Origin of the sequence: Streptomyces sp. NPDC093568 (assembly GCF_044764945.1) — a bacterium.
Taxonomy (GTDB): Bacteria; Actinomycetota; Actinomycetes; order Streptomycetales; family Streptomycetaceae; genus Streptomyces.
Genome location: NZ_JBIWJD010000001.1, coordinates 913,732 through 927,374, shown reverse-complemented (window position 1 = coordinate 927,374; position 13,643 = coordinate 913,732). Strand labels below are relative to the sequence as shown.

Sequence of the window (13,643 nt, the reverse complement as noted above, 5' to 3'; positions counted from 1 at the left end):
GCTCACCGCCCCAGTTCCGACCACTGTTCGGGGTTCCCGGCGCAGGCGAACACCGTCAGGACGACCGCGTCGGGGGGCAGTTCGGCGGCGACCTCCTTGGCCGCGAGCCAGTTCGCCGCCGCCGAGCTGCCGATCTTCACACCGGTCTGGTCGAAGAACTCGCCCATGCCGCGCAGGGCCCGGGGCAGCGTCACGTGGCGGTGCCCCTCGACCAGTTCGTCGTGGGCCTTCACGAACGGCTGCCGGATGCCGTAGCCATGGCCGCCGGAGCCCTCGTACGTCGGCTTTCCGAGCGGCGGGCCCGGGTTGCCGTACGGCGCCTCCTCGGGCGTCACCCCGATCGCGCGGACGTCCGGGAACCTGCTCCGCAGCGCCCGCAGGACACCGACGAAGGTGCCGCCGCTGCCGATGGAGGCGAGCCAGGCGGCCGGCCGGGCGTCGCCCAGGGCGGCGAGGATCTCACCGCCGGTGGTCCGCTCGTGGATCGCCACGTTGACCGGGTTGCTGTGCTGGAAGACCAGCGTCCAGTCCGGTTCGGTCTCGGCCATCCGCTGGGAGGCCCTGATGGTCCGCAGGAAGCCGCCCTCGGCGGGCACCAGTTCCACCTCGGCGCCCCGCTCCTTCAGCAGCGCGAGCAGGCTGGGCGGGCTGCTGGACATCAGCACGAACCGGGTGCGTACGCCGGTCTGCTGACCGAGCAGGGACATGGCCGAGGCCAGCTTTCCGCCCGAGTACACCAGCAGGCGCAGCTCCTCGGGCGGCCGGTCGCCGTGGCGGCGCAGGGCGTCGGCCATGAGGGCGTAGGCGGTGCGGTCCTTCACCGAGCCGTTGGGGTTCTCCCACTCGCACTTGGCGAGGATCCGGGCACCGCCCGGCTCGGCGGGCACCTCACGCAGCGAGGTGCCGCCGAGCCGTGCGTGGAAGTCGGCCATCGCCGGATACCGCTTGTGGACCTCGGCGAAGTCCAGCACGTCCTCGGGGTCCAACGGGGTGAACGGCCGCTGGAGTTGGTCGTCGGGTGGTGCGCTGGGGTCGGTGGTGCTCGACGGAAGGGTCATGGGCGCTCCACCAATCGGAAGCCGATCGCGTAGATCGAGCGGTCGAACCAGCCATGTCTGCGGGCGCACCGGGCGAGGTCGCCGTAGCGGGTGAAGCTGCCTCCGCGGGCGACACGATAGGTGCCCTGGCGGACGACCAGGTCGTCGTCGACCGGGTGTCCGCCTTCGTAGGGCCGGTAGTCGTCGGCGACGAACTCCTCGACGTTGCCGGCCATGTCCTCGGCGCCGAACGGGGTCCGGCCGGCCGGGTAGACGCCCACCGGGGTGGTGTCCAGCGGGCCTTCCTCGACGGTGTTGGCGTGGTCGTCGAGGAAGTCGCCCGGCCAGGGGAACTCGCGGCCGTCGCCACCGCCGGCCGCGTACTCCCACTCCGCCTCCGTCGGCAGCTCGAACCGGCGCCCGGTGCGCGCCGACAGCCACGTGGCGTACGCGTCGGCGTCCTCGGGCCGGACCGTCCACACCGGATGGTTGGCCCGGGCCAGCGGGTATCCGCCGAACTGCCAGGACGTGGGCAGCGTGGTGTGGCCGGTGTCGGCGAGGAAGCGCCGGTACTCCAGGTTGGTCACCGGGTAGCGCATGATCCGGAAGGCGGCGATGTCCACCTGGTGGCGCGGACACTCCTTGCGGATCCACGAGTCCACCACCCCGTAGCGCGCCCATCGCTCCACGACGGACGCCACCTGGTCCTCCGGCAGGCCGAGTTCGACCGTCGCGGCCGGTACGTCGACCAGTTCCGGGTCGTCGGGCCGGATCCGTGGATCGCCGCGCAGGCCGAGCACGCTGCCGGCCGCGTAACGGCGTTCGAAGGGTTCCGCGGGGTCCGCGCAGAGCGCGGCGAGCTGCTCGACGGGACGGGTGAAGAGGTCGGGGTGCGCGGCGAACAGGTCGTGCGGCAGGCGCTCCACGAGCCGGCCGGGCAGGCCCATGGCCTCCCGGTCGGAGAGCTCGTTGGGGTTGCGCACCGCGGGCAGTACGTCAGCGCTCATCCGGCGTCCCCGCGATCTCGTAGACCCTGCCGTCGTAGGAGCTCGCCAGGAACAGGCCGCGCCCGGAGTCGTACGACAGCGAGGAGATCCCGGAGGTCGTGGGCCGCAGGGCCGGTCCCCAGGCGCCGCGCTCACGGTCGTACACGGCGACGTGGCCGTGGTAGGAGCCGGTGGCGATCAGCCGGCCGGAGTCGTCCGCGGCGATGGACTTGATGGAGTGGGTGTGCGGGGTGTCGACCACCGTGGAGCTGAAGTCCGGTGCCCACAGCCGGAGTTTGAGGTCGCGGCCGATGCTGGCGAAGTGGTCGTCGGCCAGGGAGACGCAGCCGTTGGCGATCCGGTCGTGGGCGCCGTCGATGCGGTGGACGAGTTCGAGGGTGCGGATGTCGTGCCAGGCCACGCTGGTGTCCGCGCACACCGAGAAGATGTACCGGTCGGAGGCGGCGACGCCCTTGACGGCGTTGTCGTGCAGCTTGACGTCCTGGATGTGCCGCAGGCCGCCGTCCTCGGTCAGCCGGAAGACCAGGCCCTCGCCGGTGTAGGCGCCGACGACGATGTGCGGGGCGCCGTCCCTGACGAAGGTGGCTCCGCAGTTGAGCGGGGACTTGTGCTGGTGCAGCAGGCGTCCGCCGATCGCGTCCATCACCTTGCCGAGCTGGCCGCCGGTGACGACCAGGGGGCTCAGCGGTGTCAGGAAGTTGCAGAGGCTGCCCAGTTCGGTGCCGGGTGTGCCGTCGCGCATGACGATGCCGGCGTCGCCGATGCTGAGGACCCCGCCGTCGTGGGCGCAGGCGGCGTTCACCCCGAAGGTGGGCGGGACGTGGGTGGACAGCCACTGCCGGGTGCCGTAGTCGTAGGTGCGGTAGGTGCTGCCGAAGGTGCCGAACACCAGGGTGCGGCGGGCGCCGAAGGCGCACGAGCGCGGCCAGACGTCGTCGGGGATGTCGGCCTTGTCGACCTCGGTGAGCTCACCGCCGGAGGTGTCCCACAGCCGCATGTTGCGGTCGTAGCTCAGGCTCACCATCAGGTTGCGGGAGCTGTCCAGGACCAGTCGCTTGATGCCGGCGGCGTGGGCGGGCACGGCGCGTGTGTCGGTGCCGCGGATCACCACGATCTCGCCGTCGTCGTTGCCCGCGTACAGGGTGCCGTCGGTGCCGATCGAGATGGTGTCGGTCTCGACGCCGCCGAGGTCGATGGTGCCGACGAGGCCGCCGGTGGCCAGCGACCAGCGCCGTACCGTGCCGTCGTCGCTGGAGCTGATCAGCTCGTCGCCGTCCTTGGCCCATTCGACGGAGATGACGTCCATGGTGTGCCCCTCGAAGCGGCGCACCAGGTTCCCGTCGAAGTCGTACACCCTGACCCGGTGGTCGCGGGAGGCCGTGGCGACGAGCTCCCGGGTCGGGTGGAAGGTGGACATCTCGACGTCGTCGTCGTGGTCGTTGAGCACGGCCCGCAGGCGCAGGTCGGGAATCGACCACAGGCGGGCGGTGTAGTCGCTGGACGAGGTCACGAGCAGCGTGCCGTCGGGGCTGAAGCTGCACTGGTTGGCCAGGTGGTCGTGGACGACGCGGGTCAGCGCGCTGGCCGCGCCCTGGTCCCAGAGGATGACCTGGTTGTCGTAGCCGGCGGTCGCCACATAGCGGTCACCGTAGGTGGCGATGCCGCTGATGGGACTCCTGTGTTCGATCACTGCGCACTCCTGACGTCCTCGACATTGATCTCGTGGCCGGCGTGGTCGATCTTCGCCATCAGATAGCGGCGGTTGGCATGGGTCACGTACACCCCGGTGGGCAGCCTGCGCCGCACGACGATGCCGCGCTCGCTCAACGCGGTCTCCTTGTCGGGGTTGTTGGTCAGCACGTCGACCTGCCGGATGCCCAGTGCCGTCAGCATCTGGGCGGCGACGCGGTAGTCGCGCAGGTCGTCGCCGAAGTTCAGCGCGCGGTTCGCGGCGAAGGTGTCCATGCCGACGTCCTGCAGCAGATACGCCTCCAGCTTGTTGTAGAGGCCTATCCCGCGGCCTTCCTGACGCAGGTACAGCAGGACGCCGCCGGCGGTGTTCAACAGGTCCATGGACTCCCGCAGTTGGGGTCCGCAGTCGCAGCGGGCGGAGCCCAGCACGTCACCGGTGAGGCACTCCGAGTGCACCCGCACGAGCGGGCACTCCTGCTTCAGCGCGTCGCCGAAGACCACCGCGACGTGTTCGCCCTGGTCGGCCAGTCCGTGGAAGGAGATGACCTCGGCCGGCTCGAAGCGCTCCGGCCCGAGTTGGAGCGGAATCGTCACGGTGGTGCGGATTCTGGCCGGTGGCAGTGGCTCGTTCCGGGTGTCGACCGATCGGGTCGCCGTGTCCTGCGCCTCGTCGCGTTCGCGCACATCTGCCCCCATCTTCCTTGCTGGTCGAAAGGCATCAGTGAGACCTGTGTGCGCTTACAGCCTTGCGCCCCCGTCACTGTGCCCGAACGGGCATGAACCACTCTTTCGGGGCCCTGTGTGTAAGGGCCCCGCCCTCCTGGGATCCTGACACCCGGGCCGCCGGACCTGCCACTACGCGATCGTGTAGGGGAACTACACGAGTGGTCCGACCTCCTGTGCGCCCTTGCCCGGTCCGGTCCCGCCGTGGAGAGTGAGGCCCGTCCGGCGACGGACCCGGGGGACGCCGTGACTCGAGGGAGAACACGTGCAGGTGGTACGGGCGCAGAGCTGGCACGAGGCGCTGGCCGTCCGCTCCGAGCTGCCGGGCGCGACACCCGTCGCCGGCGGCACCGATGTGATGGTGGCGATGAAGCTGCGTCACTTCCGGCCCGAGGTGCTGCTCGACCTGAGCCGGATCCCCGACTCGGACGGCTACCGGGTCGAGCCGGACGTGGTCCGGTTCGGGCCGCGCGTGTGCCATACGACCATCGAGGAGCGGCTGGGCGGCCGACTGCCCGGGGTCGCCCTGGCCGCGCGCTCGGTCGGCTCGCGCCAGGTACGCAACCGGGGCACGATCGGCGGCAGCCTCGGCACTGCCGCCGCGACGGGTGATCTGCATCCGGCGCTGCTGGCCGCGGGCGCCGACATCGAGCTGAGCTCGGTGCACGGCAGCCGGTGGGTGCCCGCCGACGGCTTCTACCGGGAGCGGGGCGGGACCGTCCTCGGGGCGGACGAGCTGATCACCGGCGTGCGGGTGCCGCGGCCGGCCGGACCGCAGCTGTTCCAGAAGATCGGTCTGCGGCGCGGGCAGGTGAAGTCGCTGTGCTCCTTCGCCATCGTCCTCGACCGGCACGAGCGACGGGTCCGTGCGGCGGTGGGTGCCTATGGGGCGGCTCCGGTACGGGCCCTGGTCGCCGAGCGGCTGCTGGAGGAGTCGGGTGTGCTGAACGACGCCCGGCCGCTGCCGGCGGCTGTCGTCGCCGAGTTCGGCAGGCTGGCCGCCGTCGCCACCACGCCCGTCGAGCACGGCGGGGTCGGCGCGGACTACCGGCGGCGGGCGGTCTCCGTGCTCGCCGCCCGCAACCTCGTCCAGGTCTGGGACATGTTCCTCGCGGAAGGACACGATGGACATCACCGTGACGGTCAACGGCAAGAGCCATGACTGCGAGGACGGGCCCGGTGAGAGCCTGCTCTTCCTGCTGCGCGAACGGCTCGGTCTGATCGGCCCGAAGAACGCCTGCGAGCAGGGCGAGTGCGGCTCCTGCGCGGTCTGGCTCGACGGAGTCCTGGTCAACTCCTGCCTGGTGCTGTCGGCCCAGGCCGACGGCTGCTCGGTGCGGACGGTGGAGGACCTGACCGCGGAGGCCGCTGACGGCGCCCCCGCGACCGGGGCTCTGCACCCCGTGCAGCAGGCCTTCCTCGACGCGGGCGCGGTCCAGTGCGGTTTCTGCACTCCCGGCATGGTGGTGACGGCCACGGATCTGCTGAGCCGCTCGCCCCGCCCGTCGGAGGCGGACGTGCGCCGGGAGATGTCCGGGAACCTCTGCCGGTGCACGGGCTACCAGCGGATCGTCGAGGCGGTCCTGCTGGCGGCCGAGCGCATGGCGGACCCGGCGGCGGAGCGGTCCGAGGGGACGAACACCCCGGAGGTGGCGCAGCCGTGACCGCGCAGGGCATCGGCTCGAGTCCCGGGCAGCCGGACGGGCCGGCCAAGGCGACCGGGAGCTTCGTCTACTCCTCCGATCTGTCGGCCGAGGGCATGGTGTGGGCCGCGACGCTGCGCAGCCCGTACGCGAGCGCGCTGATCCGCTCCCTCGACACGACGGACGCGCTGAAGGTCCCCGGTGTGCTCGACGTCATCACCCACGCCGACATCCCGGGACGCGCCCTGTTCGGCCAGATGAAGGTCGACCAGCCGGTGTTCGCCTCGGACCGGGTGCGCTACCACGGTGAGGCGGTGGCGGTGGTCGCGGCCGTCGACCTGGAGACGGCCCGCGCGGCGGCCGAGCTGATCCGGGTCGAGTACGACGTCCGCACGCCGGTCACCGATGCCGCGACGGCACTCGACGCGGGCCGCGAGTTCGTCCATCCGGACGGCAACCTGGTCGCGCACACCCGGATCCGGCGCGGCGCCGCGCAGCACGGCGAGCTGCCCGCCGCCGATGTGGTGGTGCGCGGCAGCTACTCCCTCGGCATGCAGGACCAGGCGTTCCTGGGCACGGAGTCCGGCCTCGCGGTCCCGGACGGTGACGGCGGCGTCGAACTCCACATCGCCACCCAGTGGCTGCACGTCGACCAGGAGCAGGTGGCGGCCTGCCTCGGGCTGCCCGCCGACAAGGTGGTGCTGAAGCACGCGGGTGTGGGCGGTGCCTTCGGCGCGCGCGAGGACCTGTCCCTGCATGTGCACGCCTGTCTGCTCGCGCTGCGCCTGAACCGGCCGGTCAAGATGGTCTACACGCGCACGGAGTCCTTCTTCGGCCACGTCCACCGCCATCCCGCGGTGCTGCACTACGAGCACGGCGCGAGCCTCGACGGCCGCCTGGTGTACGTCAAGGCGGACATCGTCCTGGACGGCGGGGCGTACGCGTCCAGTTCGCCGGCGATCGCGGGCAACGCGGCGACCCACGCGGTCGGCCCCTACGCCGTGCCCCATGTCCAGGTGGACGCGCGCGCCATGTACACCAACAACCCGCCCTGCGGCGCGATGCGCGGATTCGGCACCGTACAGCCGTGTTTCGCGTACGAGAGCCAGATGGACCGGCTGGCCACGGCACTCGGCATGGACCCGGTGGAGCTGCGGCTGCGCAACGCGCTGGCGGAGGGCGGCACCCTCCCGACCGGCCAGGTGCTGGACAGTCCCGCGCCGGTCGCCGAACTGCTGGAGAGGCTGCGCGATCTGCCGTTGCCGCCCGCCGACCCCGGGCCGCCCGCCGGGGTCGTGCGGGGTGTCGGCTACGCGGCCTGTCTGAAGAACATCGGCTTCTCGGAGGGGTTCGACGACTACTCCACGGCCCGGGTGCGGCTGGAGGCGTCCGCCGACGGCGGCGTGCTCGCCACGGTCTCGTCGGCCGCGGCCGAGGTCGGGCAGGGGGTGCTCGGCGTCCTGCGGCAGATCGTCGCCACCGAGCTCGGTGTCCGCCGGGTCGAGGTCCGTCAGGAGGACTCCCGGTTCGGCACGGCCGGCCCCACGTCGGCGTCCCGGCAGACGTACGTCACCGGGGGTGCGGCTCGGGAGGCCTGCCGCCAGGTTCGTGACGAGGTCTTCGCGCTGCTCGGGACCGCCTCCGGCCTGCGGTTGGCCGACGACGCCGTGGTCGACGAGGCGGGCCGGCGGCTGGTCGGGCTGGCCGAACTGCTCGGTACCCGGGTGGTCGAGAAGACGGCGGAATTCCATCACCGCACGACCTACCCGCTGGACCGCGGGACCGGACAGGGTGACTCCGCGATGCAGTTCGGCTTCGCCGCTCACCGGGCCGTCGTGGAGGTCGACGTCGAGCTGGGCCTGGTGAAGGTGATCGACCTCGCCATCGCCCAGGACGTCGGCAGGGCGATCAATCCGTCCGCCGTCGTGGGGCAGCTCCAGGGCGGGACGGTCCAGGGGGTCGGCCTGGCGCTGCTGGAGGAGATCGAGCTGTCCCGGGGGCAGGTGCTCAACCCGTCCTTCTCCGGTTATCTGCTGCCCACCATGGCGGATGTGCCGCCGGTGCGGGTGGAGATCCTGGAGCGGGCCGATCCGCATGCGCCGTACGGTCTGCGCGGCATCGGCGAGCTGCCGTCGATCTCGGCTACGCCCGCGGTGACCGCGGCGGTCAGAGCGGCCACCGGGATCGACATCGACCGGGTCCCGATCCGCCCCGACCACCTCGTGGCCGGGACGCACGAGGCGTCCCGGCCCTGAAGCCCGCTCAGCAGTAGGGCTCCCAGAGGTCCTTGTCTAGGGCCCCGGCGATCGCCGGTGAGGAGTCCCGCAACCGGTTCAGCAAAGCCCGGTTGTGCTGCCGGATCTCCTCGTCGCAGCCGGTCAGCGGACTGCCCTCGGACAGGTCGAGCAGCCACAGCGGCCGCAGTGCCGCGCCGCGCAGTGCCTTCCCTTCCGCCGTCTCGGTGCCCGCGTGCAGCCAGCGCACGCCCGGGATCCGGGCCGGCAGGTAGTAGGTGAGGTTGAAGTACTCGGCGGCCGAGGCCAGTCGGTCGTAGTCGAAGCCGATCGCCCGCAAGTACACGGTGTCGCCCCAGCGGTAGTACAGACAGAACCCCACGGGTGCCTCCCCGGGGCGCGAGCACAGCACCACCTCGGCGCGCGATCCGGCCAGTTCGCCCTGCTTGCGGAACGACTCGGCCATCGGCGCGACGTCGACGGTCCTGCCGTAGCGCAACTCGGTGCGGGCCAGCAGCCGGGCGACGTCCTGCCAGCACTCGGCGAGCGTCCGGTGCTCCAGCTGGTATCCGACCTTCTCGAACTTGCGGACCTCGCTGCGGATCCGGCGCGCCCGGTGCGCGGACAGGGACTCGAGCCAGGCGTCCCAGCCGCCGGGCGGGATCTCGATCCAGGCGTCGGTCTTCAGCGCGACGGGAACCGTCCGCACCCCCGCCGCGCGCAGGGCCATGACGTCCGGGGTGGTCAGGTACATCGCGACGCGCGGGATCTTCGCTTCCTCGTGCAGGGGTGAGCGCAGGGTGCGCAGCGCGTCGAGCAGCGCGGTGGCGGCTTCTGTCCGGTCGGTGCCCTCGTCGGTCAGCAGGTGCGCCAGGTAGCCGCGGCGCTGGCCGACGAGAATGCCCCCGGGTTCGGGAGCGGGCAGGCCGCGTGCGGTCAGCATCTCGTGCCAGCGCAGGTGCGGGTTGGGCTCCTCGCGGACCGCCGCGACGGGGACCGCCGCCCGGCCGCCCCCGGGGGTGTGCACGTACAGGCCGCCGGAGACCGATCCGGGGGCGAGGCCGCACAGCCGCAGCCACAGCGCCGACGAGTAGAACCGGCCGTCGGCGAGCCGGTCCCACTCCGTGTCGCCGACTCCGCCGATCGCGTCGGCGAAGCAGTCCGTCGTGGCGGTCATGGCGCCTCCCGTAGTCTCTGCCGGACCGTGCCCGCGAGCTCGCTGCGCGACCGGACGCCGAGTGTGCCGAACATCTTCCGCAGGTGGTAACTGACGGTGTGCGGGGACCGGTTGATGCGGGTGGCGATCTGACTGTTGGTCAGTCCGTGGCTGACCAGGTTGGCGATCAGCAGATCCATCTCCCCGAGGCTGGCGGGCCAGACCGGGTCGTCCCGGAGTCCGTCGCCGGGGCCGGCGGACACGCGGCGCGCTCCCGCTCGCATCGGCTCGGGCAGCGATTCCAGCACCGCCTGCCAGAAGAGGGGCTGGGTGAAGGCCAGTCGGTCGCCGACGCCGGTGATGACCCCGACGTCGGTGGCCTCCTCCACCAGCGGCAGTAGCATCCCCGGGGGCTGCTCGAAGGGCTCGGCCACCGCGCCGAGTTCGAACTCCCTGCCGCTCAGCGCGGCGAGCTGGATGAACAGCCGGCAGCGCGGGGACACTTCGGCCAGCAGCAGCCGTACCGCCCGGTGCACCCGCTGGGGCAGGGCGGTGGAGGTCAGTTGGGCCATGCCGTCGGTGACGGCGAGCGCGTTCTCCTCGCGCAGTCCCTGGAGCAGTTCCAGGACCAGTCGGGCGTTGCCCTCCGCGGTGGCGACGAGTGCGGCGAGCGCGGGTGAGGCGGGTGCGCCGAGCAGGTCGAAGACCAGCGCGCGCACCGCGGTTTCGGGCAGCGGGCCGAGGCCCACTCTGGTGTGGGGCAGCGACGGCTCGCCGGGCGGCAGCGAGAAGACCCGCTCCACGTCGGGACCACCGCGGCCGGTGCGCCGGGTCAGCGCCCACACGACGGACGACGACAGGTACTCGGCGATCAACCGGGGCAGCGCCGAGGGCAGTTGCTGGTCGTGCTTGTGCAGATCGTCGACCGCGACCAGGACGGGTGTTTCGCGCTCCTCCTGTCCCAGCCACGCCCGCAGCAGGGAGGGGACCGCGACGACCTGGGCGGGCGGTATTCGGAAACCCCTTTCTCGCGCTTCGGCCACTACGGCCGTCAATAGATAGCTTTTACCTGTTCCTGAAGGACCTTCTACCAAAAGCAGGCAACCCGTGCCTTGTTCCCCCGTCGACAGGAAGCGTTCCACCGGCGTTCGCCGCTCGTGCGGCATGGCTGAACATAACCGTTCCCGCATGGTGCAGAACCATTCCTTTCGCATCTTCAAGTAATCTAGTCGTAACACACAAGTCCCGTGTCGACGGCGGATGTCGACCGGCATTTTGAGCCACGACGACCCGCACCGGGAACAGAAGTGGAGACTTCATGTCGTCCGAACAGGTAACGGCCCAGTACAATCAGGAGTTCCGCAAACCGGGCAGCGACTTACCTTCAATAGCCAAGCATGTCAAGGGCTTTCACACACTCTCCCCGTGGCAGGGGGAGTATTTGGCCAGACCTCTGTTCGTCGCCGAGCGGGAACTACGCGAGTTCGCCGACGACCTGCATCATCTCGTGGAAACGCTCATATCGTTGCCGGACCGGCTGTTCAAAGGTGACCTGAACGCATTCCGGTCGGTGCTGGGCATCGGCGACGGCCGATGGGAGGCGATCCAGCGCCTGGGTGACGCACTGCCACCCCATAATGGGCGGGCCGATATGTACCACGACGGAACGTCATTCAGACTCCTGGAGTTCGGCCTCGGGAGCGAGGTGGGCGGCTGGGACCTCGCCGGTGAAATCCCCCGGGCCATGCTGGAAATCGACGCCTTCGCCGACTTCGCCCGCAGGCACCGGCTCGACTACACGCATCCGGCCCGCGCCGCGGCCGAGGCGCTGCGCCGGGCGGGCGCGCGGATCGCGCCGGACCGCGAGCCGGTGGTCGCGCTCCTGGAGTGGCGGGGCGGCCTCGCGGAGTACGGCGAGACGTGGCGCTCGTTCCAGTCCGCGCTGAGCTGGGCCGGCCTCGACATCCTGGTGGCCGAGGTCGGCGACGTGCACGAGCGGGACGGGGCGCTCTATCTCGGAAACCAGCGGATCGACGTGGTCTACCGCTGCTTCGTGGCAGCTCAGATCGCCGAGGAGCCGGGCGGCTGGGAGTTGGTCGAGCCGTTGCTGCGGGCGCACCGGGCCGGCGGGACCCTGATCTGGACGCCACTGTCCAGCAGCGTGTTCAGCAACAAGAGCTGTATGGGGCTGCTTTCGGACCCGCGGCGTCGCGGCGGTCTGAGCGAGGACGAGTGCCGGCTCATCGACCGGGTGCTGCCCTGGACCCGGATGCTCAGCGAGGACGCGGTCAGGGCCGACACCGACCTCATCGACCAGTGCGTCGAGCGGCGCGAGCAGCTGATCCTGAAGGTCAACGCCCGCGGTGGCGGAGTGGGCGCGGTGGTTGGCTGGGAAACGGACGACGCCGAATGGCGGCGCGCCCTGGAGAAGAGCGCGGCGGAGGGCTGCGTGGTGCAGCAGCGGGTCGTCCCGCGGCCGGAACTCGTCGTCGACCCGGTATCCGGAGAAACCGAGGAATGGCATGCGGCGTATGGAATGTTCTATACCCCGCATGGTTATGCAGGAGCGTATGCCAAGGCGGTACCGGCCGGATCGGGCAGCGTCATCACGATCAAGTCACATGCCCAGGCGCGCAGCGCGGGCGTCTTCCATCAGCGTGATCTGCCCGCGACGAGCCAATAGCCTGTCGATACCGCGTCGTCGGACTGAAGAGAGGTCATGATGCCCCAGCATTCCCCCGCACCTTCGAAGTGGCGGCGGATTCAGACTGCCTGGGGTCTGCCAGACCTCGCGGGAAAAGGTCGATTCGTCACGGCCAATCTGATCGACAGTCTCGGTAACGGGCTGGTGATGGCGTTCACCGTCGTCTTCTTCGTGAAGACGACGTCGCTGTCACTGGTCGCCGTCGGCGCCGCGCTGACCGCCGGCCGGCTGCTCGCCCTCCCTGTTCCGCCCTTTATCGGGCCGCTCCTGGACAAATACGGTCCACGTGTCGTGGTCGCGGCGGGCAACTGGATTTCGGTCGCGGGATTCATCGGGTTTCTCTTCGCCCATTCGGCCTGGCAGATCGTGCTGTGGCAGTTCGTGGTGCAGCTGGGCGCCAACTGCTTCTGGATGGGCAACAGTCCGCTCACCGTGCTGGTCGCCGACGGCGCCGAACGGGCGCGGTGGTTCGGCTTCGTCCGCGCGCTGCGCAACGTCGGCGTCGGGTTCGGCGGCGCCGCCTCGGCGGTGGCCCTGAGCGTCGGGACCGTCACGGGGCTGCGGACGGTCATGGTGATCAACGCGGTCACGTTCGCCATCGCCGGGTGGCTCTTCCTCACCTGGCGGCCCTCGGCGCACGCCGAGGAGGCGGGCGAGGCGGGCACGGCGGCGAACGCCGCGAAGGAGAAGGCGAAGGACGAGACCGCGAAGCAGGCGCGCGGCGGCTATCGCACCGTCCTGAAGGACATCCGGTATCTGCGACTGGTCGCGGTGAACGTCTCCTTCGTCTTCGCCTCCACGGTGATCACGGTGCTGCTCGCCGTCTACGCGGCGGACAACCTCGACGTCGGCGCCTGGATAGTGGGTGTGCTCGTCGTGTTGAACACGGCGATGGTCGCGCTGCTCCAGACCCTCGCCAGCCGCTGGATCGAGACGCGCCGGCCGGAACGGGTGCTGGCGCTGGCCCTGCTGGTCAACGCGGCGTCGTTCGTCCTCTTCGGCGCGCTGCTCGCGCTGCCCGGCTGGGCCGTCATCGTCGGGCTGCTGATCGCCATGATCCTCTACACCGTGGCCGAGATCCTCAGCTCCCCGCCGGTCAGCGAACTGAGCGTCGTAATGGCGCCCGAGCACCTGCGGGGCCGGTACCTGGGCGTCTACCAGATGTCCTGGTCGATCGGCGGTGCGGTGGCCCCGGCACTGCTCACCGCGCTGCTCGACGGGGGTGCGCTGCTGCCCTGGGCGTTCCTCGTCGTGATCAGCCTGCTGGCCGTGCCGCTCGTCCTCACCCTCGGCCGGGGGCCCGCCACGGAGAGCGCCCCCGCACCGGCCGAGGACTCCGAGCCGGTGGAGCGGCTCGACAGCCGGATTGCCGACTGACCCTGCCCCGGGGCCTGTTGGCAGGCGCCCGGTCGTAGGACACATGACGGCCGCCGCCCGGTGTCACACC

Annotated in this window: 11 protein-coding genes; 5 read left to right on the top strand and 6 right to left on the bottom strand. The window is 70.9% G+C overall.

Annotation, left to right across the window (positions count from 1 at the left end; all coding sequences use genetic code 11):
- Nucleotides 1–2: 2 nt before the first annotated feature.
- The 4 genes from ACIRD7_RS03970 to ribA are packed head-to-tail and all read right to left on the bottom strand — an operon-like array spanning nucleotide 3 to nucleotide 4,432.
- Nucleotides 3–1,058: a pyridoxal-phosphate dependent enzyme gene (locus ACIRD7_RS03970; protein WP_403449354.1), complete on the bottom strand. Its 1,056-nt coding sequence runs from the start codon at nucleotides 1,056–1,058 to the stop codon at nucleotides 3–5.
- A complete protein-coding gene (locus ACIRD7_RS03965) occupies nucleotides 1,055–2,044 on the bottom strand; it encodes a formylglycine-generating enzyme family protein (RefSeq protein WP_403449353.1) in 990 nt (329 codons plus the stop codon). The genes ACIRD7_RS03970 and ACIRD7_RS03965 overlap by 4 nt, the downstream gene beginning before the upstream one ends.
- Entirely contained in the window at nucleotides 2,034–3,734 is a 1,701-nt protein-coding gene (locus ACIRD7_RS03960) for a WD40 repeat domain-containing protein (protein ID WP_403449350.1), read from the bottom strand. Before ACIRD7_RS03960 ends, ACIRD7_RS03965 begins: the two co-directional genes overlap by 11 nt.
- Nucleotides 3,731–4,432, bottom strand: a complete 702-nt coding sequence (gene ribA, locus ACIRD7_RS03955; protein ID WP_403449348.1) for a GTP cyclohydrolase II — start codon at nucleotides 4,430–4,432, stop codon at nucleotides 3,731–3,733. The genes ACIRD7_RS03960 and ribA overlap by 4 nt, the downstream gene beginning before the upstream one ends.
- 292 nt (nucleotides 4,433–4,724) lie before the next feature.
- On the opposite strand from ribA, the gene ACIRD7_RS03950 reads away from it, so the two are divergent.
- Genes ACIRD7_RS03950 through ACIRD7_RS03940 form a run of 3 tightly spaced genes read left to right on the top strand, consistent with a single transcriptional unit; the run spans nucleotide 4,725 to nucleotide 8,357 of the window.
- Nucleotides 4,725–5,621 (top strand): FAD binding domain-containing protein, encoded by an 897-nt coding sequence (locus ACIRD7_RS03950; protein ID WP_403449346.1) that lies wholly within the window; start codon nucleotides 4,725–4,727, stop codon nucleotides 5,619–5,621.
- Entirely contained in the window at nucleotides 5,584–6,123 is a 540-nt protein-coding gene (locus ACIRD7_RS03945; protein ID WP_403449343.1) for a (2Fe-2S)-binding protein, read from the top strand. The genes ACIRD7_RS03950 and ACIRD7_RS03945 overlap by 38 nt, the downstream gene beginning before the upstream one ends.
- Complete coding sequence (locus ACIRD7_RS03940; RefSeq protein WP_403449342.1) at nucleotides 6,120–8,357, top strand: xanthine dehydrogenase family protein molybdopterin-binding subunit; 2,238 nt, start codon at nucleotides 6,120–6,122, stop codon at nucleotides 8,355–8,357. Before ACIRD7_RS03945 ends, ACIRD7_RS03940 begins: the two co-directional genes overlap by 4 nt.
- 7 nt (nucleotides 8,358–8,364) lie before the next feature.
- Here the strand turns inward: ACIRD7_RS03940 and ACIRD7_RS03935 are convergent, their stop codons facing one another.
- The gene (locus ACIRD7_RS03935) at nucleotides 8,365–9,513 is read right to left on the bottom strand and encodes a GNAT family N-acetyltransferase (protein ID WP_403449339.1); all 1,149 of its coding nucleotides are present in this window, start codon (nucleotides 9,511–9,513) and stop codon (nucleotides 8,365–8,367) included.
- Nucleotides 9,510–10,547, bottom strand: a complete 1,038-nt coding sequence (locus ACIRD7_RS03930; RefSeq protein WP_403449337.1) for a LuxR C-terminal-related transcriptional regulator — start codon at nucleotides 10,545–10,547, stop codon at nucleotides 9,510–9,512. Before ACIRD7_RS03930 ends, ACIRD7_RS03935 begins: the two co-directional genes overlap by 4 nt.
- A 263-nt stretch (nucleotides 10,548–10,810) precedes the next feature.
- Between ACIRD7_RS03930 and ACIRD7_RS03925 the strand changes: the two genes are divergently transcribed.
- Together ACIRD7_RS03925 and ACIRD7_RS03920 are read left to right on the top strand one after the other, a co-directional pair.
- On the top strand, nucleotides 10,811–12,175 hold the full coding sequence (locus ACIRD7_RS03925) for a hypothetical protein (protein WP_403449335.1): 1,365 nt from the start codon (nucleotides 10,811–10,813) through the stop codon (nucleotides 12,173–12,175).
- A 36-nt stretch (nucleotides 12,176–12,211) separates the two neighbouring features.
- On the top strand, nucleotides 12,212–13,573 hold the full coding sequence (locus ACIRD7_RS03920; protein ID WP_403449332.1) for an MFS transporter: 1,362 nt from the start codon (nucleotides 12,212–12,214) through the stop codon (nucleotides 13,571–13,573).
- The last annotated feature ends 70 nt before the right edge of the window (nucleotides 13,574–13,643 follow it).

Coding starts and splice junctions, on each gene's coding strand:
- ACIRD7_RS03965 (WP_403449353.1), bottom strand. CDS start 2,044: ATGAGCGCTGACGTACTGCCCGCGGTGCGCAACCCCAACGAGCTCTCC.
- ribA (WP_403449348.1), bottom strand. CDS start 4,432: ATGGGGGCAGATGTGCGCGAACGCGACGAGGCGCAGGACACGGCGACC.
- ACIRD7_RS03970 (WP_403449354.1), bottom strand. CDS start 1,058: ATGACCCTTCCGTCGAGCACCACCGACCCCAGCGCACCACCCGACGAC.
- ACIRD7_RS03920 (WP_403449332.1), top strand. CDS start 12,212: ATGATGCCCCAGCATTCCCCCGCACCTTCGAAGTGGCGGCGGATTCAG.
- ACIRD7_RS03935 (WP_403449339.1), bottom strand. CDS start 9,513: ATGACCGCCACGACGGACTGCTTCGCCGACGCGATCGGCGGAGTCGGC.
- ACIRD7_RS03945 (WP_403449343.1), top strand. CDS start 5,584: ATGGACATCACCGTGACGGTCAACGGCAAGAGCCATGACTGCGAGGAC.
- ACIRD7_RS03925 (WP_403449335.1), top strand. CDS start 10,811: ATGTCGTCCGAACAGGTAACGGCCCAGTACAATCAGGAGTTCCGCAAA.